The organism is Micromonospora sp. NPDC049559 (assembly GCF_040676675.1).
Lineage (GTDB): Bacteria > Actinomycetota > Actinomycetes > Mycobacteriales > Micromonosporaceae > JBFAPK01.
Genome location: NZ_JBFAPK010000012.1, coordinates 146,117 through 167,152, shown reverse-complemented (window position 1 = coordinate 167,152; position 21,036 = coordinate 146,117). Strand labels below are relative to the sequence as shown.

15 protein-coding genes are annotated in these 21,036 nt (G+C 72.1%); 9 read left to right on the top strand and 6 right to left on the bottom strand.

The genetic code is table 11. The features are described 5' to 3' along the window. Positions 1–2: 2 nt before the first annotated feature. From glgB to AB0J86_RS16225, 3 genes are all read right to left on the bottom strand, one after another. Positions 3–2,105 carry a 1,4-alpha-glucan branching protein GlgB gene (glgB, locus tag AB0J86_RS16235; RefSeq protein ID WP_363857708.1) on the bottom strand — a complete coding sequence of 701 codons (2,103 nt, stop codon included), beginning with the start codon at positions 2,103–2,105 and terminating at the stop codon, positions 3–5. Positions 2,106–2,112: 7 nt separating this feature from the next. After that, entirely contained in the window at positions 2,113–2,880 is a 768-nt protein-coding gene (locus AB0J86_RS16230; protein ID WP_363857706.1) for a maltotransferase domain-containing protein, read from the bottom strand. 211 nt (positions 2,881–3,091) lie between these two features. Further along, on the bottom strand, positions 3,092–4,111 hold the full coding sequence (locus AB0J86_RS16225; protein ID WP_363857704.1) for an NADPH:quinone reductase: 1,020 nt from the start codon (positions 4,109–4,111) through the stop codon (positions 3,092–3,094). A gap of 97 nt (positions 4,112–4,208) precedes the next feature. Here AB0J86_RS16225 and AB0J86_RS16220 point away from each other — a divergent pair, with 97 nt between their 5' ends. The 3 genes from AB0J86_RS16220 (at position 4,209) to pgm (ending at position 7,470) form a co-directional block, all read left to right on the top strand. Continuing rightward, complete coding sequence (locus AB0J86_RS16220) at positions 4,209–4,562, top strand: metalloregulator ArsR/SmtB family transcription factor (protein ID WP_363857702.1); 354 nt, start codon at positions 4,209–4,211, stop codon at positions 4,560–4,562. A 195-nt stretch (positions 4,563–4,757) separates the two neighbouring features. Then, the gene (locus AB0J86_RS16215; RefSeq protein ID WP_363857700.1) at positions 4,758–5,309 is read left to right on the top strand and encodes a hypothetical protein; all 552 of its coding nucleotides are present in this window, start codon (positions 4,758–4,760) and stop codon (positions 5,307–5,309) included. Between the two features lie 517 nt (positions 5,310–5,826). Further along, positions 5,827–7,470 carry a phosphoglucomutase (alpha-D-glucose-1,6-bisphosphate-dependent) gene (gene pgm / locus AB0J86_RS16210; RefSeq protein WP_363857698.1) on the top strand — a complete coding sequence of 548 codons (1,644 nt, stop codon included), beginning with the start codon at positions 5,827–5,829 and terminating at the stop codon, positions 7,468–7,470. Positions 7,471–7,583: 113 nt separating this feature from the next. Here pgm and AB0J86_RS16205 read toward each other — a convergent pair whose 3' ends face one another. From AB0J86_RS16205 to AB0J86_RS16195, 3 genes are all read right to left on the bottom strand, one after another. Next, positions 7,584–10,685 carry a M14 family zinc carboxypeptidase gene (locus tag AB0J86_RS16205; protein WP_363857696.1) on the bottom strand — a complete coding sequence of 1,034 codons (3,102 nt, stop codon included), beginning with the start codon at positions 10,683–10,685 and terminating at the stop codon, positions 7,584–7,586. A 209-nt stretch (positions 10,686–10,894) separates the two neighbouring features. Continuing rightward, a complete protein-coding gene (gene asnB / locus AB0J86_RS16200) occupies positions 10,895–12,775 on the bottom strand; it encodes an asparagine synthase (glutamine-hydrolyzing) (RefSeq protein WP_363857741.1) in 1,881 nt (626 codons plus the stop codon). 47 nt (positions 12,776–12,822) lie between these two features. Further along, complete coding sequence (locus AB0J86_RS16195) at positions 12,823–14,067, bottom strand: glycosyltransferase family 4 protein (protein WP_363857694.1); 1,245 nt, start codon at positions 14,065–14,067, stop codon at positions 12,823–12,825. A gap of 276 nt (positions 14,068–14,343) precedes the next feature. Here AB0J86_RS16195 and AB0J86_RS16190 point away from each other — a divergent pair, with 276 nt between their 5' ends. The 6 genes from AB0J86_RS16190 (at position 14,344) to AB0J86_RS16165 (ending at position 21,035) form a co-directional block, all read left to right on the top strand. After that, positions 14,344–15,270, top strand: a complete 927-nt coding sequence (locus tag AB0J86_RS16190; protein WP_363857692.1) for an NAD(P)-dependent oxidoreductase — start codon at positions 14,344–14,346, stop codon at positions 15,268–15,270. 11 nt (positions 15,271–15,281) lie between these two features. Beyond that, entirely contained in the window at positions 15,282–16,604 is a 1,323-nt protein-coding gene (locus AB0J86_RS16185; protein ID WP_363857691.1) for a nucleotide sugar dehydrogenase, read from the top strand. Next, the gene (locus AB0J86_RS16180; RefSeq protein WP_363857689.1) at positions 16,604–17,641 is read left to right on the top strand and encodes an NAD-dependent epimerase/dehydratase family protein; all 1,038 of its coding nucleotides are present in this window, start codon (positions 16,604–16,606) and stop codon (positions 17,639–17,641) included. Before AB0J86_RS16185 ends, AB0J86_RS16180 begins: the two co-directional genes overlap by 1 nt. Then, entirely contained in the window at positions 17,622–18,533 is a 912-nt protein-coding gene (locus AB0J86_RS16175) for a methyltransferase domain-containing protein (RefSeq protein WP_363857687.1), read from the top strand. Before AB0J86_RS16180 ends, AB0J86_RS16175 begins: the two co-directional genes overlap by 20 nt. Next, positions 18,530–20,122, top strand: a complete 1,593-nt coding sequence (gene wzy, locus AB0J86_RS16170) for an O-antigen polysaccharide polymerase Wzy (protein WP_363857685.1) — start codon at positions 18,530–18,532, stop codon at positions 20,120–20,122. Before AB0J86_RS16175 ends, wzy begins: the two co-directional genes overlap by 4 nt. 178 nt (positions 20,123–20,300) lie before the next feature. Next, on the top strand, positions 20,301–21,035 hold the full coding sequence (locus AB0J86_RS16165) for a sugar phosphate nucleotidyltransferase (RefSeq protein ID WP_363857683.1): 735 nt from the start codon (positions 20,301–20,303) through the stop codon (positions 21,033–21,035). The last annotated feature ends 1 nt before the right edge of the window (position 21,036 follow it).

The window sequence follows — 21,036 nt, the reverse complement described above, 5'->3', positions numbered from 1 at the left end:
CGCTACGCCGGGCGCAGCCAGAGCACGCCGAGCGGCGGTACCCGCAGCGCGGCGGAGGCCGGCATGCCGTGCCACGGCACGTCCTCGGCCGTGACCTGGCCGAGGTTGCCCACGCCCGAGCCGCCGTAGAGGTCCGCGTCGGTGTTGAGCACCTCGCGCCAGGTGCCGCCCGAGGGGAGTCCGACCCGGTAGTCGTCGTGCGGTACGGCCGCGAAGTTCGCCACGCAGACCAGGGTCGACCCGTCCGCCGCGATCCGGACGAAGGCCACCGTGTTGTTGTCCCGGTCGTCGCCGACGATCCAGCGGAACCCGTTCGGCACGGTGTCCTGCGACCAGAGGGCCGGAACGTCCCGGTAGACGGTGTTCAGGTCGCGGACCAGACGCTGCAGGCCGGCGCGCGCCGGGTCGTCCAGCAGGCGCCAGTCCAGCCCCCGGTCGGCGCTCCACTCGTGCTCGTCGCCGAGTTCGCAGCCCATGAAGAGCAGCTGCTTGCCCGGGTGGGCCCACATGTACGCCAGCAGCGCGCGTACGTTCGCCAGCCGGCGCCAGGTGTCGCCCGGCATCTTCCCGACCAGGGAACCCTTGCCGTGCACCACCTCGTCGTGGCTGATCGGCAGCACGTAGTTCTCGCTCCAGGCGTACACCAGCGAGAAGGTGAGCTGGTCGTGGTGGTACCGCCGGTGCACCGGGTCCTTGCCGACGTAGGTCAGCGTGTCGTGCATCCAGCCCATGTTCCACTTGAAGCCGAAGCCCAGGCCGCCGCCGTCGGTCGACCCGGTCACGCCCGGCCACGCGGTCGACTCCTCGGCGATCATCAGGATGCCCGAATGTCGCTTGTAGACGGTCGCGGTGACCTCCTGGAGGAAGCCGATCGCCTCCAGGTTCTCCCGGCCGCCGTACTGGTTCGGCGCCCAGCCGCCCTCCGGACGGGAGTAGTCGAGGTAGAGCATCGACGCGACCGCGTCCACCCGCAGCCCGTCGACGTGGAACTCCTCGCACCAGTAGAGCGCGTTGGCGACCAGGAAGTTGCGCACCTCGCGCCGGCCGAAGTCGAAGACGTACGTGCCCCAGTCGGGGTGTTCGCCGCGGCGCGGGTCCGGGTGCTCGTACAGCGGCGTACCGTCGAACCGGGCCAGCGCCCACTCGTCGCGCGGGAAGTGCGCCGGCACCCAGTCGAGGATGACCCCGATGCCGGCGGCGTGCAGCCGGTCCACCAGGTGCCGGAATTCGTCCGGGTCGCCGAAGCGGCTGGTCGGGGCGTAGTAGCCGGTGACCTGGTAGCCCCAGGAACCGCCGAACGGGTGCTCCATCACCGGCAGGAACTCCACGTGCGTGAAGCCCAGCTCCAGCACGTACGCGGTCAGCTGGTCGGCCAGTTCCCGGTAGGAGAGCCCCGGGCGCCACGAGCCGAGGTGCACCTCGTACACGCTGACCGGCTCGCGGTGCGGCTGCCAGCCGGCGCGCCGCGCCAGCCAGTCGGCGTCGTGCCACTCGTAGGTCGAGTGGTGCACCACCGAGGCCGTGCGCGGCGGCACCTCGGCGTAGGCGGCCAGCGGATCGACCTTGTCCCGCCAGACGCCGTCCCGGCCCAGGATCCGGTACTTGTAGCGCTGGCCCGGGGCCGCCTCGGGCACGAAGATCTCCCAGACGCCGCTGGCGCCCATCGAGCGCATCGGCCAGCCCTCGTGCGGGCCCCAGCCGGTAAGGTCGCCGACCAGCCGGACGCCCCGGGCGTTCGGCGCCCAGACCGCGAACGCCACCCCGCCGTCGCGCGCCCGCGCGCCGAGCGCCGTCCAGAGCCGCTCGTGCCGCCCCTCCGAGATCAGATGCAGGTCGACCTCGCCGATCGTCGGCGGGTACCGGTACGGGTCGTCGTGGATCTCCCCGTCGACGTCGAGCCGGTAGTTCAGGGCGGTACCGGGGACGCTCGCCTCGAAGACGCCCTCGTCGTGCACGCGGACCATCGGGTACCGGTCCCCGTCGACGAGTACGGCCACCTCGGCGGCGCCGCGCCGCCAGGTGCGGATCAGCGTACGGCCGTCGCTCGGGTGCGCGCCGAGCAGCGCGTGCGGGTCGTGCAGCTCACCGCTGATCAGGTGATCCATCGACTCGTCAATCCTCCGGGGTGTAGGTGAGGGGTGTGGGGTGGGCGGCGCCGGGGGTGGTCGTCGCCGCCGTCTCCGGCCGCCGGTGGTGGGCCGGACCGGCGTCCTCGGGGCCGGCGACCAGCGGGTTGTTGCATCCCTTGCGGTTGACCCGCCCGATCGGGTGCATGGGCGGAGGGTAGAGCACGTCGAAACCCATCGCCGCCACGTCCGCCAGCCGCTCTCGCGCGGTGGCGAACGCACCGTGCCGCACCGGCCCCGCCCGCCCCTCCGCCAGGGTGGCGACCTCGCCGGACCCGGTGCTCTCGGAGCGGGGGAAGAACTCGTACCAGGCCGAGAAGAGCGCCCGTGGGCGGTCTACCCGAATCGGGTACGCGTCGCTGCTGGTCACCCCGGTGCGCAGCGGGTACCGCCAGAGCAGCTCGGCCAGCTCCAGCGCGGGGCCGATCCGGCCGGCGAACGGTCGGGCGGTGTCGACCAATGCCGCCCCGGCGGCGCGTACCCGCCTCCGCTGCTCGTCGGGGAGGCACCCGGCGGCGGCGAGGAGCTGTGCGCCCTCGGCCAGGTCGTTGCCCGGCTCGGCGGCGCCCTGGCCCGCGTCGATCTCTTTGGTGTGCGCGGCTCGCCAGGTCAGATACCGGTCCCCGAACGCCTCATGTCCCTCCCGGTACGCTTTCGCGGCGACCGGCACCCGCTCGCCGACGACCGCCTTGGCCGGGTACCGACCGCACGCCACCGAGGGCGAGACGTCCTCGATCACGAAGCGGCCGGTCACGATGACAACCTACTGCCCGGCCGCCCACCCCGCCCGACGTAACGAGCGCCCCCTGGCGGACACGTCTCACGGCAGGGCCTTTCCACGCGGCGTGTTGGGGCCAGCGCTCCGCACGCTCTGGACAGCGACTGAAAGCCCGCGCGGCTTCCGGATCCGCCGACGAACGGACCCGCGCCCGATGCGGGTCGGAGATGCGGTAGTTGGAGGAACTTCAGGGCGTGACGTCCACCAGTACCTTGCCGACCGCGCCGGCCTCCACCGCTCGGTGAGCGTCGGCGGTGCGGTGCAGCGGAAAGCGGAGCAGTGGCAGGCCGTGCTCCTCGCCGACCGGCAGGGCGCCGGCACGGATCGCGGCGGCGACGTCCTCGACGGCTGCGGCGCGCGCCTGCGGGCCAGCCGTGTAGAGCACCAGGAACTGCAAGCGCGTGTTCAGCACCATGTTCTGCCCGACGTTCAGCTCGACCGCGTGTCCGCCCTCGTTGGCGTACGTCGCGATCGTGCCGCGGGTACGCAACACGGCCAGGTCCAGAGCCAGGTTCGCGCCCAGCGCCACCTCGGCGACGATGTCGACGCCGTCCGGGGCGATCGCACGGATGGCGGCGGCCGGGTCGCCCTCGCGATAGTTGATCGTGTGGTGGGCTCCGGCCGCGGTGGCCAGCTTCGCCTTCTCCGGGCCGCTGACCGTGCCGATCACAGTGGCGCCGGCCCATCGGGCGAGCTGGATCACCGCGTGCCCGACCGCACCGGCCCCGCCGGCGGCGAGCACCACCTTGCCGTCGAGTACGCCGGGGTGCAGGCGGCGTGGCCCGTCCTCGGCAACGGTGAGCGCGCGGTGTGCGGTGAGCGCGGGGACGCCGAGCGAGGCGCCGACGTCGAAACCGGCCTCGTCCGGCAGCGGCACGGCCTGATCGGCGGGTACGACGGTGAACTCGGCGGCGGTGCCGGTGGGCCGTCCGGCGGCGGCCATGAACAGCCACACACGCTGACCGACCCGGCCCGGGTCGACCCCGTCACCGACGGCGTCGACCACACCGGCGCCGTCGAGGTGCGGGGTGATCTCGGAGAACAGCTTGCGGTGGGAGATGCCGGAGCGGGCCTGCCAGTCGACCGGGTTGACCCCGGACACGGCAACCCTGACGCGGACTTCGCCGGGTTCGGGCGCGGGCCGGTCACGCTCGACGAGTTGGAGAACGTCGGGGCCGCCGTTGTCGCGGTAGATGATCGCCTTCATGATCCTCCAGTGTTCGATCTGCATCGAACCGTTCGAGCTGCATCGAACCGTACGATGAGAGTCGAACTTTCCGCAAGATCTGGCTAGGCTTCGTCTCGTGACCGAGGTGATCGAACCCGCCATCGAGACCGTGACGATCGACGTCGTGCTCAGCGCGCTTGCCGACCCGGTGCGGCTCGCGCTCGTGCGCGCCCTCGACGCCGCTGGGGACTGGACGTGCGGCAGCGACGTGCTCAAGGGCACCAGTGTCACGATCGGCAAGTCGACGCTGTCGCACCACATCAAGGTGCTGCGCGATGCCGGCCTGATCCGCACGCGCGTCGACGGCATCCGCCGGCTGGTCACGCTCCGCTACGACGAGGTGGAACAACGCTTTCCCGGGCTGTTGACCATGCTCCGTGAACACGGCCCTGCCCGTGCCGCCGCGGCGGCGCCCGCCTCAACCGCATGACGCAGACGAGGACGAGGACGAGCGCCACCAGATCGCTTTCGTTCGCGAGCCTTGCGGCGGGCGAGTTCAGCCTGGTTCAAACCAGCAAGGCTCCGTCGACGCTGACGGGTGCCACCCACCGCCACCGGTGCGCGCCGCCCAACTGGGACGTATGCCCGTTCTCGCTATCCGCGACTGACCCACTAGGCTTCCCGCATGTCAAGCTCGACGCCCGGCGTGGACTCGGCCCGCAGGCTGGTGTGGGCCTCCGACGAGGTGATCGCCCGCATCGAACAAGAGGTTCGGCCGCAGGTCAGTTTGCCGAGAATGATTGCGCTGGCAGCAACATCCGCCTTTGTTTTCACCTGGCTGCCGGCCTTCGTCGTGTTCGCGGCCACGACCATCGTCGCGCCATCGTTGACCAACGAGGCCAGCGTCGGGACGGCTGCCTTCTGGGCGCTGCAGGTCTCCATGCTGGTCGCGATTACGGCGGCGGTCACGACAGTGAGGCGGCGCGCCGCCAAGCTCGGCGGGGCCGGCACGGACGCGTCGACTCAAGGAACCTTGCTGCGTGTTGCGATCCACATACTGCTCACAGGCGCATGCGCGTGGTTGGTGCTTGCGCTGCAAGGGCTCTCAATCAGCCAGATCGCCTCGCTGACCGCCGTGCTCGTTGTCGTGCTGCACTTGGTGCCCGTGATCGGCGCCAGGCTACTGCGAGGAATTCGTGGGCGTCGTGGACCCAGCTTGTCTGACCCGGTGTCGTGACTACCCTCGGGTGATGATCCGCCCGGCCTCCGCTGAGGGATGATCGGTCCGTTCGGCCAGCCGGACGCGATGCTGTCGGCGTTCGTGCCTCCGCCAGCGAAACCAGCGCGCCGGACTCCCACCATCACCTCTCCCGGCATATCTGCCACTGACCCGAACAAGCCGCCGGACCCGTCCCGAGCACGGTCAGCACCCCGGGGCTCGAACAGTGACGCACGTGGCCGTGCGTCGGTGCGTGCGAGTGTGAATTGCTGTGGCGGAGGGGGCGAGCAGTGACCGGGAGCGGCAGCGTCTCGCCGGGCGGCGTGGTGGTCCTCGGCAAGGGCCGGGTCGTCCAGCCGTGAGGCGGAGATCCGCAGGTGTACGGCGCGCGGCGTCGGGCATGATGGCCGGGTGCCCCCGGTGCCCCCGGTGCCGCCGCGCACGCCCGGCGCGGGCCGTACCGGCGGCGCACCGCAACCGGCACCCGCCGCACCCGAGCCCGTAACCAGCGAGCCCGTAACCAGGAGGTCCACCGATGGTCCACGCCCGCGCCGGTCAGCCCGCCGAGCCCGGTGACCTGGTCGACGTACCACGCCTGATCACCGCGTACTACGCGGAGCACCCCGACCCGGCCGACCCGGCGCAGCAGGTCGCCTTCGGCACCTCCGGGCACCGGGGCTCCAGCCTGCGCACCGCGTTCAACGAGGACCACATCCTCGCGGTGACCCAGGCGCTCTGCGACTACCGTCAGGCGCAGGGCATCACCGGGCCGCTCTTCCTCGGCCGCGACACGCACGCGCTCTCCGAGCCGGCGACCGTCAGCGCGCTGGAGGTGCTCGCCGCCAACGACGTGACCGTGCTGGTCGACAGCCGGGACGGGTACACCCCGACCCCGGCGCTGTCGCACGCGATCCGCACCCACAACCGGGGACGCGACGCCGGGTTGGCCGACGGCGTGGTGATCACCCCGTCGCACAACCCGCCCACCGACGGCGGCTTCAAGTACAACCCCACCAACGGCGGGCCGGCCGACACCGACGTGACGAAGTGGATCCAGGACCGGGCGAACACGCTGCTCACCGGCGGTCTCAAGGAGGTGCGGCGGATCCCGTACGCGCGGGCCCGCGCGGCGGCCACCACCGGACGGTACGACTACCTCGGCGCGTACGTCGACGACCTGCCCTCGGTGCTGGACCTGGCGGCGATCCGGGCGGCCGGGGTGCGCATCGGCGCCGACCCGCTCGGTGGGGCGAGCGTGGCGTACTGGGGCGAGATCGCCTCCCGGCACGGGCTGGACCTGACCGTGGTCAACCCGGAGGTCGACCCGACCTGGCGGTTCATGACGCTGGACTGGGACGGCAAGATCCGGATGGACTGCTCCTCGCCGCACGCGATGGCCTCGCTCATCGCGGCGCGGCAGAGCTACCAGGTGGCCACCGGCAACGACGCCGACGCCGACCGGCACGGCATCGTCACCCCGGACGCGGGGCTGCTCAACCCGAACCACTACCTCGCCGTCGCGATCTCGTACCTCTTCGCGAACCGGCCCGGCTGGGCGGGCGACGCGGCGGTCGGCAAGACGCTGGTCTCCTCCTCCATGATCGACCGGGTCGCCGCCGACCTGGGCCGGAAGCTGGTCGAGGTGCCGGTCGGGTTCAAGTGGTTCGTGCCGGGGCTGAGCGACGGGAGCATCGGTTTCGGCGGCGAGGAGAGCGCGGGCGCCTCGTTCCTGCGTACCGACGGCGGCACCTGGACCACCGACAAGGACGGCATCCTGCTCTGCCTGCTCGCCGCGGAGATCATCGCCACCACCGGCCGTACGCCGAGCGAGCACTACGCCGACCTGGTCGCCCGCTTCGGCGACCCGGCGTACGCCCGGGTGGACGCCCCGGCGGGGCGCGCGGAGAAGGCGGCGCTCGGCAAGCTCACGCCGGACCGGGTCACGGCCGACACCCTCGCCGGCGAGCGGATCACGGCGAAGCTGACCAGCGCGCCCGGCAACGGCGCCCCGATCGGTGGCCTGAAGGTCTGCACCGAGTCGGGCTGGTTCGCCGCCCGGCCCTCCGGTACCGAGGACGTCTACAAGATCTACGCCGAGTCGTTCCGCGGGCCCGACCACCTCGCCCAGATCCAGGACGAGGCCCGCGAGCTCGTCTCCGACGTGCTGCGCCGCGCCTAGCCCCCGCGCCCCCCCGCCCCGCCCCCCGCGATCTAGGGCATATCGTCGTTACTTGATCTCCAATCACGACGATATGCCCTAGATCGACGGGGAAGGGCTAGTGGCGGGAAGGGCTAGTGGCGGGGGAGGAGGTGGCGCAGGGAGCGGGCGACCAGGTCGTTCCGGGCCGCCGGGGCCAGCCCCTCCAGCCCGAAGCCGAGATAGACGGTGTCCGGGGTGGTGACGACGGCCCCCTCCTCGAAGAGCTTCTGGCTGCGGGCGAAGTCGTTCGCCGCCGCCGTCGAGCCGGGCGGTGGCCCGGCCACCGTCCAGCCGCCCAGGTCGGTCTCGAACGACGTCTCCGCCACCGTGGCCCCGCCGACGATCACCCGGGCGTCGTCGACGAAGACGCCGAGCCCCTGGGTACCCCAGTCCGAGGCGTACGAGATGGAGACCTCGACCCGCTTGCCCGCGTACGGGGTGAGGTCGACCGACCACTCCTGCCAGCCGCCCGACGGGCCGGTGGCCGCGTGCCAGCTGCCCGTGGTGCCGGTGGGGGAGCAGTCGGCGCCCTGGTAGTGGGCCAGCTGCGGGTGCAGTTCGGCCACCCAGCCCTCGCCGCAACTGCTGCCGGTACCGGTGCCGGTGTGCCCGTTCGCGTCCGGCAGCGTGGTCCAGTCGTCGGTACCCACCTCGTGCGCCTCGACGAAGAGGTAGTCCCAGTTCGGCTCGGTGTCGTACGAGGTGGCGAAGCGCAGCTCGCCGCTGGTCGCCGACGTCAGGTCGACGGTCCGGGTGAGCCGCTTGTACGACGCGTCGGCCTGCCCGCTGGCGACGTACCAGTCACCCGTGCGCGGGTCGTACGGGGCGCCGCCCGGCCGGACCCAGCCCGCCGCCGCCTCGCTGCGGAACTGCGGGAACTGCTGCGGCGGCAGGAAGCTCGACGTGATCAGGAACGACGCCGTGTGGTCCTGGTTGCCGGCCGAGCCGGGCGCGTTGAGCGTGCCGGCGTACCCGGCGAACGCCCCCGCGTCGCCCCGCACCGGGTACGGCGTGCCCTCGGCGGTGCTGCCGCCGTCCGAGACGTACCCGTAGGCGCCCAGGTAGTACTGCTGGAAGTCGTTCGTCAGCGGCAGGCAGGTCGCGTCGTCGGCCGCGGCGCACTCGGGCGGCGCGTCCGGGTGGTAGACGTACGAGCCGTTGGCCGACTGGGCGAACAGCGCGTTCTTGCCGCTGACCAGCAGCTTGCCGCCCTCGTTGAGGTAGTCGCGGACGGCCAGCTCGGTCTCCAGCGCCGCCTTCGCGGCGGTGCCGGCCGGCTGGCCCGGCGCCCGCAGGATCACGTCGTCGCCGGTCTCCCAGACCACCGCCCGGTAGTGCGACAGCACCCCGAGCGGGTGCGGCGCCCTACGGCCGGCCGCGTCGAAGTCGTAGACGTCGCTGCTGCGGCCGGCGGCGGCGAGCGCGGCGGCCACCTCGTCGGCGTACCTGGCGCCGGTGCCGCCCTGGGTCGGGCTCGCGCCGGTGACGTCCTCGACGGCGAGCACCAGCACGTCACCGCCGATGTCACCGTTCACCCGATAGGTGAAGTGCTCGCTGGCGACCGTGCCGGCGCCGGGTTTGCGGCCGGTGAACCAGACCTCGACCCGGTCGCCGGGCCGGGCCCCGGTGACGGTACCGCGCAGCTCGGCGTAGTAGTCGTCGTTCTCGTCACCGTAGCGCTCGCCGCCGCGCCACTCCTTGACCCCGACCGTCCTCGGCCGGCCGCCGTTCACGACGTAGTGCATCCGTACGTCCTTCAGGGCCCGCCGCGTGATCGCCGCGACCTGCTGGTTCGTGCCGTACGAGACGTCGAAGGAGTCCACCACGAAGTCCGGGGTGCTCCGGCCGACCACCGACACCGGGTTGTCCGGGTCGGCCGCCGACTTCGCCACCGCGAGCGCGAACGGGAGGTTCTTGGCCACCTCGGCGGCGATCAGCTTCTCGTCGTCCGGGAAGATGAAGACGCTCGCGCACTCCTCCGGTTCCCACTGGTCGTCCGGGTCGACGGCCGAGGCGGTCTCGCAGGTCGACATCTCGGGGGTGAAGCCGAGCGTGCCGTACCGGGCGGTGGCGTAGCTGTCGGTGTCGCCGTTGGTGGGGTACAGCTCGGCGGAGATGTCCGGGTCGTAGCCGGGTACCGCCGGGTGGGCGTCGTCGCCGACCATCGCCTCGTAGATCACGTCGTCCGGGGTCGGCGTGCTGACCTGCCAGCCGGTGCCGTAGAGGAGCAGTTCGGCGGCGGAGTGGTAGTTGACGAAGAACTCGAAGCCGACCCGCCGGAAGAGCCGGTCCATCGCCTGGGCCTCCGGCTCGGAGTTCGGACCCGGGCCCCGGTACGTCTCGTCCGCCGGGTCGGGCGAGGAGCCCTCGTTGTCGTAGCCCCACTTGAAGTCGAAGTTGCGGTTGATGTCGACGCCGTCACCATTGGTGATCTTGCCGTCGCCGTTGTTGTCCCGCAGGTTCTTGCGCCACAGCCGGTTGTCCGGGGTGAACGTGTAGTCGTAGCCGTCCGGGTTCGCCACCGGCAGGAACCACAGCTCGGTGGTGTCCACCAACCGGGTGATCTCGCGATCACCGCCGTAGTTGTCCAGCACGTGGTGCAGCAGCCGCCGGGTCATCTCCGGGGTGATCCACTCCCGGGCGTGCTGCGTACCGGCGTAGAGCACCGCCGGCCGCTTCCCGTCCGCGACCCGGCTCGCGTCGCGGGTGACCTTCACCGCGAGGATCGGCTTGCCCTGGGTGGTCCGGCCGATCGTCTCCAGCTTGGCGAGCCGGGGGAACCGGGCCGCGGTCGCCACCAGCTCGTCGCGGATCCCGCCGGGCTCGCTGTACGAGCGGAACGCCGTCCAGCCGCTGGCCGACTGCTCCCGCAGCGTCCGGGACGCCTCCTTGCCGTGCACCTTCTTGACGCTCAGCCGGACGCCCCGCCCGACCAGCCGGGCCGCCTGCGCGCCGGTGAGCACCGCCTCGACCCGGGTGTTGCCGGCGGCGTCCCGGTCGGTCGCGGTGTCGGTGAGATCCACCCCCTCGGCCCGCAGCTCGTCGAGCTGTTTGGCGTCGACCGTGCCGGCGTAGACCTCTAGCCGATCGTGGTGCGCCGGATCCGACGGCGGCGCCGCGGTCGCGGGTGCGGTCAGCGCCAACGCGCCGACCAGGGTGAACACGCCGGCGACGGCCAGCGGTCTGAGCCTCATCACGCATGCCCCCTGGGTTGAAGGATCTGGTCGCCCGAGCCTTTCCCGTCGATGTGATCGGCGTCAATTAGTAGATCATCCTGAATCTCCTGGCCGGGCCGCTCAGCCGGCTCGCCGGGTGGCCGCCGGTCGCGGCCCCGGGCCTGGGGTGTCAGGAGCGGGCGGACCGGCTCGTGGGTGGCCGTCGGTCGCGAGCCGGGCCCGCGGTGTCAGGAGCGGGCGAGCAGGCCGGAGCTGCCCGAGGGCGGGGCCGGGGCGTCGACCGGGGCGAGGGCCTGGTGCGGCTCGTCCAGGAACCGGCGGTGCCAGAGTTCGAACTGGAGCAGCGCCCAGAGACGGTAGCCGAGGTCGTCACCGCGCATGTGCCGTTCGAGCAGCGCGGTCACCGCCTCGGGACGGAACAGTCCGCGCTCGCGGGTGGTGTGGTCGGTGAGCACGTCCCAGACGAGGTCACGCAGCTCGCCCCGGAGCCACCGGCCCAGCGGTACGCTGAACCCCTTCTTCGGCCGGTGCAGGATCTCGGCCGGCAGCCACGGTTCGAGGGCGCGCTTGAGCAGGTACTTTCTCGTGCCGGAGCGCACCTTCAACCGGGTCGGCAGGTGTCCCGCCCACTCCAGCAGCTCGTGGTCGAGCAGCGGCGAACGGGCCTCGAGGGAGGCCGCCATCGTGGTGATGTCCACCTTGGGCAGCAGGTCGCCGGGCAGGTACGTGTTGATGTCCGCGTCGATCACCCGGCCGACGTGGTCCGTCGCGCGCGACGACCGGTACGCCTCGCGCAGCAGCTCGTGGCTGTCCACGCCGGCCAGGTGTGCCCGCAGCTCGTCGGTGTAGAGGTCGTACTTCTGGTCGTCGCCGAAGATGGAGACGATCCGGGCGTACCGGTCGACCGTCGGTTCACCGAGAAGTTCCAGCACCCGGCCGAGACGGTGGACCGGGGTGCCCCGGGCCCCGCGCCTCGCCAGCGCCGGCCCGACCGTCCTGAGCAGCGGGGCGCTGCCCAGCGTGGGGACGCGGCCCAGCAGCCGCAGGATCGAGTACCGGTGGTAGCCACCGAACGCCTCGTCCCCGCCGTCGCCGTTGAGCACCACCGTCACGTGCTCCCGGCTCATCCGGGCGACGAGCAGGCTCGGTATCGCCGACGAGTCGGCGAACGGTTCGTCGAACTGCCAGGTGAGGGTGGGTAACAGGCCGATGCTCGACGGCGTGGCCACCAACTCGTGATGTTCGGTGGCGTACCGCTCCGCGACGACGCGGGCGTAGGGACGCTCGTCGTACCGGTCCTCGGTGAACCCGATGCTGAACGTCTTGACGGGCGCCGTCGAGAGCTGTGCCATCGCCGCGACCACGGCGGAGGAGTCCACGCCACCGGAGAGGAAGGCGCCGATCGGGCGTTCGCTGACCATCCGGATCCGGACCGCGTCCAGCAGCCGCTCGCGGAGTTCCGCGGCGGCCTCGCGCTCGTCGCGCACCTCGCGCGGCGTGCAGTCGAGTCGCCAGTACCGGCGTACCTCGACCGCCCCGTCCTGCCAGACGAGCAGGTGGCCGGGCGGCAGCTTCCGTACGCCCTCGAACATCGACCACGGCGCCGGGACGTACTGGTAGGTGAGGTAGTGGTGCAGCGCCGTGAGGTCGAGCCGGCGGGTCAGCCCGGGGTCGCAGAGCAGCGACTTGAGTTCCGAGGCGAACGAGATCGTCCTGTCCGCCGACGACCGCCAGTAGAGCGGCTTCTTGCCGACCCGGTCCCGCCCGAGCAGCAGTCGCCGGCGGCGGACGTCCCAGATCGCGAACGCGAACATCCCGCGCAGGCGGTGCACGAGGTCGTCACCGTGCTCCTCGTAGAGGTGGACCAGGCACTCGGAGTCACCGTCGCTGGTGAGGCGGTGCCCGCGGCCGGTCAGCTCGGCCCGCAGCTCGCGATAGTTGTAGATCTCGCCGTTGAAGACGGCGACCACGCTGCCGTCCTCGTTGCGTACCGGCTGCTGCCCACCCGCGACGTCGATGATCGCCAGTCGCCGCATGCCCAGTGCGGCGTGCTCGTCGGTGTGGAGGCCGAAGCCGTCCGGGCCGCGATGTGCGATCACGTCGCACATCCGCCGGACCAACTCCGGGTCGGGACGGCCCGCTCCGATCGTCCCCGCTATGCCGCACATGGGCGCTCCAGGATGTGTCGCTGCTGATAGATGGCAAGGTGGGCCGCCGCGGCGGCGTCCAGGCTGAAGGGGCTCGACCGGAACGCCGCCGCCGCGGACTCGCGGTCGCGGTCGCCGCCCGGGCGGACCCCCGCGGCGTCGATCGCCTCCGCCCAGTCGGCCGCGCTCGCGTCCTGAGCCAACACGGTGACGCCCGGCAGTTGTCCGGCGATGAACCGCACGCCCGGCAGGTCCGAGGCGGCCACGGCGGTGCCGACCGCCAGCGCCTCCAGTACGACGCCGGGCAGCCCCTCCCGCTGGGAGGGGAGCAGGAGCACGTCGGCCTGCCGCATCAGGCTGCCCACGTCGTCGCGCGCCCCGAGCAGGTGCAACCGGTCGCCGACGCCGTACGCCTCGGCCTCGCGCGACACCCGCGCGTCGTCGTCGGGATCGTGGCCGCCGACCAGGACCGCGCGCGCCGGCAGGCCGCGCGCCTGTAGCCCCGCGACGATCGCCGGTACCAGCCATCGGCGCTTCTCCGGCGCCGCCCGCCCGACGTGCATGCAGATGATCTCGTCGGGCGCGGCCCCGACCGCCGTGCGCAGGTCGAACCCGTGGTCGCGATGGAGGCGGTCCAGGTCCAGCCCGTTGGGGATGACCCGGCACCGGGGGTCCGTCCGCCAGGACGGCAGGTAGCAGTGGGAGAGCGCGCCGGGCGCGACCCCGAGGATGTCGGTGGCGCAGAGTCGCACCAGCCTGCGCATCACCCAGCGTTGGGCCCGGCGCCGTGGACCGTTGCCGTGTCCGTCCGCGTCGCTGCGGAAGTGCGCGATCCGGACCGGTACCCGGGCCGCCCAGGCGAGCAGCAGGATGAAGCCGGAGAAGGTGGCGACGTCGGAGTGCACCACGCGCGGTCGCAGGCGACGGAGCAGCCGGAGGAAACGCGGGGGGAAGGCGAGGCTCAGACGCAGCGGGTGCACCCTGGCGCCGAGCCGCTCCACCTGGGGCGCCAGTACGCCCGCCCGCCCGGTCAGGGTGACGAAGTGGATCTCGGCTCCGGCCGCGATCAGCCGGGGCAGCAGTTCTATGGTGCGTAGCTCCGCACCTCCGACGTCGAGCGCGCCGAAGACCCGGACGACGCCGTACGGGTGAACGGACGAGGACGGGGCGGTCTGCGGCGACTCCTCGCCGTCGACCGGAGCCTCGACGCGAGGCGTGGGGCAGGACACCTGCGCTGCTGGTTGTCGGGTCATCATCTCTCCGCGGTCCGCCCGACCAGGTGGTGTGTGGCCGGACAGTGGGTTTCTGCCCGAGCTGGGCACCTCATCACCATAAGGTCGGCGATGCGATTATTTGATCGGTCTGGGCTTTTGCCGCGCCAAACGGCTTTTGTCGGATATCTTGGTCTCGATCGACTTATAGGGCATTTGCCGCGCAACCGAACACTTCAGCCTTCGTTGACCGAGATGCCGTCCCGCGCCGCCGGTCGAATGGCCGGCGAGGAGGACCGAATGAGAGACGGAGCTGGCATGACCAGAGTGCTGCTCTTCGGCGGTAACGGCTTCCTCGGCCGGCACGTACGCGACGCGCTCACGCCGTACGCCGAACTGCTCTGCCCCGACCGCAACGGCTGCGACCTGGTGACCGCCGGGGTCAAGGAGCTGACCGGGCTGCTGCGGGCGACCGAGCCCGACGCGGTGGTCAACTGCACCGGCCGGCTCGACGGCAGCGGATACCAGCTGGTCACCGCGAACACCGTGGTCACCGCGAAGCTGATCGACGCCGTCGCCGCCGGGGCGCCCCGCGCCCGGCTGGTCCGGATCGGCTCGGCCGGCGAGTACGGTCCCGTGCCCACCGGCCACGCCGTCTCCGAGCAGGACGCGGCCCGGCCGGTCAGCGAGTACGGCCTCAGCCACCTGGCCGGCACCCGGCTGGTCGAGCTGGCCTGCGCCGCCGGCCGCCTCGACGGCGTGGTGCTGCGGGTGTTCAACCCGATCGGCCCCGGCCTGCACACCGACACCCTGCTCGGCCGGGCGCTCGCCCTGCTGCGCCAGGCGCTGATGCACGGCGCCGACCGGATCGAACTCGGCCCGCTCGACGCGTACCGGGACTTCGTCGACGCGCGCGACGTGGCCCGCGCCGTCCGCGCGGCCGTCGAGGCCCCGGAGCTGAGCCAGCCCGTCCTCAACATCGGCGGCGGCCGGGCCGCCGCCACCCGCAGCGCGGTGCGGCTGCTCGCCCAGGTCGCCGGCTTCACCGGCGAGATCCTGGAGGGCGCCAGCGCGCCGGGCGCGAACCGCACCGCCGCCATCGGCTGGATCTGCGCCGACATCTCCGCGGCGGCCCGGGTGCTCGGCTGGGCCCCCACCTACGACCTCAGCGATTCCGTGAAGGCCCTCTGGGCCGAGCCGGGCGGCGGCGGGCCGCGGGCCACCGCCGGTGACCCGCATATCTAGGAGGCAACAAGTTGTACCAGAGAATTGGCGTCGTCGGTCTCGGCTACGTCGGCCTGACCCTGGCCGCCGTGCTCGCCCGCAAGGGCTACGAGGTGTACGGCGTCGACAGCCAACCGGCCGTGCTGGAGTCGCTGCGCCGTGGCCGGCTGCACCTCTACGAGCCGGGGGTGGAGGAGACGCTCGCGTCCTGCCTCGGCCGGACCCTCTTCGTGGACGAGTCGCTCCCAGCCGACCTCGACGCGGTGGTGCTCTGCGTCTCCACCCCGGTGCAGGGGCCGGCGCACGCGCCCAACCTCGACAACCTCGCCGCCGCCGCGGCGGAGGTGGCGCGGGCCTGCGGACCGGAGACGCTGGTCGTGGTGCGCAGCACCGTACCGGTCGGGACGAGCCGCAAGGTCGTGCTGCCGCCGCTGCTCGCGGCGTGGGGCCGGGCCCGGCTGGTGATGGCGCCCGAGCGCACCATCCAGGGCCAGGCGCTGCGGGAACTCGTCGACCTGCCGCAGGTCGTCGGCGGACTGGACGAGCGGAGCCTGGCCGCCGGGGCGGATCTCTTCGGCGGCTTCGCCAGCCGGGTCGTCCCGGTCTCCAGCCTCGAAGCCGCCGAGCTGGTGAAGCTCGCCAACAACTGCCACACCGACCTGATCTACTCGTTCGGCAACGAGCTGGCGCTCATCGCCGAGCAGCACGGGCTCGACCCGCTGGAGGTCATCGGCGCGGCGAACCTGCACTACCCGCGCCCCGACCTGTCCAAGCCGGGGTACGTGGGCGGCGGCTGCCTCTCCAAGGACCCGTACCTGATGATCAGCAGTGCCGGCTACCGGCTGCCGTTCCTGGTCGGCGCGGCCAGGCAGCTCAACGAGTTCCTGCCGGTGCACGTGGCCCGGCGGGTGGTCGAGCTGATCCGGCAGGAGCGCGGCGTCACCGCCGGCGCCCGGCTGGCCGTACTGGGCTGGGCGTACAAGGGCTGGCCCCCCACCGACGACATGCGCGGTACGCCGATCGAGGCGATGATGCCCGTCTTCCGGGAGGCCGGACTGGTCGTCCTCGGGCACGACCCGATGGTCACCGACGACGTGATCCGCCGGTACGGCGGCGAGCCGACCAGCCTGGACAAGGCGTTCAGCGACGCGGACGCGGTGCTGGTGGTCAACGACCATCCGGACTACCGGGCGATCGAGATCTCCGCGCTGCTCGGCGAGTCCCGACCCCGGGTGGTCTACGACTCGTGGCGGATCCTCGACGAACAGACCCTCGTCGCCGCCGGCATCCGCTACGCCGGCATCGGGTACCTGCCCGGCGGCTTCGCCCGCGAGCTGTCGGGGGTGGCGGGCTGATGCGCGCGCTGGTGCTCGGCGGGGCCGGGTTCATCGGGTTGCACCTGGCCAGCCGCCTGCTCACCGAGGGGCACACGGTCACCATCGTCGACGACTTCTCCCGGGGCCGCGACGACGAGTGGCTGGCGGCGCTGCGGACCCACCCGGACGTCGAGGTGCTCTCCGCCGACCTGACCGACGCGGCCGCGTGGTCCGGGCTGCCGCGCGGCTGCGACCAGATCTACCTGCTCGCCGCCGTGGTGGGCGTACGCAACGTGGAGGCCGACCCGGCCCGGGTGATCCGGGTCAACACGCTCACCGCGCTGCACCTGCTGGACTGGCTAGCCCCGGGCGACCGGGTCTTCTTCAGCTCGACCAGCGAGGTCTACGCCGGCGGGGTGGACCTGCGCACGGTCGCCGTCCCCACCGCCGAGGACGTGCCGGTCACCATCGCCGACGTGACCGCGCCCCGGTTCGCGTACGCGATCAGCAAGCTCCTCGGCGAGGCGGCCTTCGTGCACACCGCGCGGGCCCGGGGCTGCGCGGCCGTGGTCGGTCGCTTCCACAACGTCTACGGCCCGCGCATGGGCGCCGACCACGTCATTCCCGAGATGACGCTGCGCGCGCTGCGCGGCGAGGACCCGTTCCGGGTCTGGGGCGCCGAGCAGTACCGTGCCTTCTGCCACGTCGACGACGCGGTCGAGGCGATGCTGCGGCTGATGGCCACGCCCGCCGCCGCGGGCGAGATCGTCCACATCGGCAACGACAGCGAGCAGACGAACATCGGCGACCTGGCCAAGCTCGTGCTGCGGCTGACCGGGGTCAGCCCGCGGCTGCGGATGGTGCCGGCGCCGCCCGGCTCGGTCCACCGGCGCTGCCCGGACCTGGGCAAGCTGCGCCGGCTCACCGGCTTCGAGCCGGCCGTACCGCTGGAGGAGGGCGTCCGGAGCACGATCGACTGGTACCGGTCCTCGCTGGTGACCGCGCCGACGGCGGTCCGGCGGGAGGGTTCGGCACACCCGGACAAGGAGCGGATCCGTGCTAGACAGCGAGCTTGAGGTCAGGTCCGGCGAGCGGTTCGCCTTCGGGGACAACTGGAACGCCTTCCTGAAGGTCGTCGACGACGAGCGCATCTCGGTGGCCAGGCGCTCCCTGCAGGAGGCGCTGGGCCGGCCGGACCTGCGCGGCCTGTCGTTCCTCGACATCGGCTGCGGCAGCGGGCTGTTCTCGCTGGCCGCGTACCAGCTCGGCGCGACGGTCCACTCGTTCGACTTCGACCGGAACTCGGTCGCGGCCACCGCCGCGCTGCGGTCACGGTACGCGCCGGACAGCCCCTGGCTGATCGAGACGGGCTCCATCCTCGACCGCGACTTCGTCGCCGGTCTGGGCCGGTACGACATCGTCTACTCCTGGGGCGTGCTGCACCACACCGGCGACATGTGGTCGGCGGTGGCGGCGAGCGGCGACCTCGTCCGCCCCGGTGGGCAGCTGTTCATCTCGATCTACAACGACCAGGGGCGCGCGAGCCGGGTCTGGCTGCGGGTGAAGCGCCGCTACAACCGGTCGGGGCGGGTCGGGCGGGCGCTGCTCGTCTCGCTCAGCGCCCTGTACCTCTACTGGCGGCTGCCCGTACGGATGCTGGTGAACCTGGTCCGGCCCGGTCGCCTGCCGGGCGCGTCGGGAGCGCGGGGACGGGGCATGTCGCGCCGCCACGACCTGGTCGACTGGGTGGGCGGATATCCGTTCCAGGTGGCGCGGCCCGAGGAGATCTTCCGGTTCGTGCACGACCGTGGTTTCGAACTCCGCCATCTCTGGACCTGCGGCGGCAACCTCGGCTGCAACGAGTACGTCTTCCAGCGCGGACCCCTCCCACGGCCGGGATCCGCCGCGCCGCCCCAGGTCCGGGGCGCCGGGGCGGGGCGCCCGTACGGGGAGGAAGCCGACTCATGATCTCGGCCGCGCTGACCGCCGCCCGGCGAGCCGGTACGGGGCGTCGCCGCCCGAGGATCGCCTCCCCCGGCGACGCCCCCCGGGCTCCGGGTGGGGTCCCGCCGCAGGTCGCGGCGGCGGTCGCGGCGGGTCAGCTGGCGGTCCTCGCCGTGGCCTACCAGGTGCTCGTGGTCTCGCCGCGGCTCGCGGCGGCGGCGGCCCTGGTGGTCGCCGTCGTCGACATCACGCTGCTGACCCGTCTCCGTGGGAACCGGCAGATCTCCCTGGGCTCGATGTGGCTGATCATCTACGCCCTGTTCCACGTGGGCCTGGCGACCTACCTGATCCGCGGGGCACTGCCGGACCCGTTGAAGCTGGACAACGGTCAGCCGCGTACGTGGCTGCTGTCGCCGCAGATCCCGCACGCCGTGACGCTGGTCGCCGTCAGCATCTCCGTGTACCTGCTCGGATACTCCCTGATGTGGTGGAGCAAACCCGCGCGGAACCCGGGTACCGCCGGGGCGCGGGAGTCGCACCGCGGCGCGATCGCGGTCATGCGTTGGGTCGGGCCGCTGCTGACGATCGTGGGAATCGCCCTGCTCCTCGGGGTCGTCCTCGCCGAGGGGCTGAGCAACCTCGGCGCGGACAACTTCCAGGTGTTCCGGAACGCGCAGAACGACCCACAGCTGTCGTGGGCGTTCATGTGCATGGGCCTCGGCATGGCGGCGTTGGGCACCAGCGGATGGTCGGGCTCGGCGCGCTGGTGGTTCCTGATCTTCCTTCCGTTCCTGCTGCTCCCGCTGGCCATCGGGGCACGCTCCGGCACCATCTTCCCGATGGCCGCGTACATCGTGGCGCTGAGCCGGCGGCACTGGCTCCGGTTGCGGCTGTGGCACGGCGGGGTCCTCCTCGTCCTGCTGTCGATCGGATCGGTCATCCGCCAGGCCCGGAACGGCGGGCCGACCGGGTTCCGCCTCGCGGACGCCTCGCTCGACCCACTGGGCGGCCTGGGCGAGATGAGCGCGACGTTGCGCCCCGTGGTGTCGGTACTGGAGTGGACCAATGTCGAGCGGCAGCCGTTGGTCGGCTGGGACACCTACTGGGCTCCGGTGGGGCGTCTGATCGGCCGGGTGCTGGGGCTGCCCATCACCCCGGCCACCATGGACGAGCGAAGCCTGTCCACCGCGGTCATGGCCCGTCCGAACGTCGGCGCCATCGGTGGGTCGCCCACGGCCGAGGCGTACCGCGCCGCGGGCCTCGTCGGGGTCGTCGTCGTGCTGGCGCTGCTCGGCGCGGTGGTCGCGCACCTCGACGCCCGAGCCTCCGGGTCGATCTGGGAGTACGCGGTGCCGATGGTCGGCTACGTGCTGATGGTCTGGGCCCGTAACGACTTCACGCCGGTCGTGTTCCAGACCGGGCTCGGCCTGAGCATCATCGTGGCGGCCCGGCTGCTGGCCGTGCTGGCGCAGGCACCGCCGGAACTGCGGGCGCAAACGCACTCCGAGCTGCGGGCGCAGCCGCTGCCCGAGGTGTGGGCGCAGGAGTCCTTTGGGCTGCGGACGCAGCCGGCGGTACCGACGACGGGGCGTACGGTCGACTCCTCCGCGTAATTGCCGTTTGGGGGATTTGTCGCTAAATCCAGGTAGGATCGAGTCAGCGCCGGCCGTTGCCGAGGTGCCGCGTTCCGCGGCTCGTCACGGGGCGCTTCCGAGAGCCGGGTCGCGCGGGGCGGGGAATCCCCCCGGCCGCACCCGGGGACCCGAGTACGCGGGGAAGACAGATCGGACGATGGACATGCACGCAGTGATCATGGCGGGGGGCAGGGGAACCCGCCTGAAGCCGTACACGACCGCCCTGCCCAAGCCGTTGGTACCGATCGGTGACGACCACGTGATCCTGGAGATCGTCCTGCGCCAACTGGCCTGGCACGGGTTCACCGACGTGATCCTGGCGATCAACCACCTCGGCTCGTTGATCCGCGCCTTCGTCGGCGACGGGGCGCGTTTCGGGCTGCGGGTGAGCTACGCCGAGGAGCGGGTGCCGCTGTCGACGATCGGGCCGCTCTTCGGCCTGCGGGATCGGCTACCCGAACACTTCCTCGTCATGAACGGGGACGTGCTGACCGACCTCGACTACGCCGACCTGCTCCGGACGCACCGGGCCTCCGGCGCTCCGCTCACCGTCGCCACGTTCCACCGGTCCGTCAAGATTGACTTCGGTGTGCTCAGCGTCCGGAACGGCCGGATCGTCGAGTTCAGCGAGAAGCCGACCCTCGACTACCACGTCAGCATGGGCGTCTACGGCCTCTCCGCGAGCACGATCGAGTCCTACCCCGAGGGCCTGGTCTTCGGCTTCGACCAGTTGGTCCTCGACCTGCTACGGCAGGGCCGCCCGCCGGCGAGCTACGAGTTCGGCGGCTACTGGCTCGACATCGGCCGTCCGGAGGACTACGACGAGGCCAACCACAGGTTCGAGAGCCTCCGGGACCACCTGCTGCCCTCGCTCGTGCCCGAGCCGGCCTGAC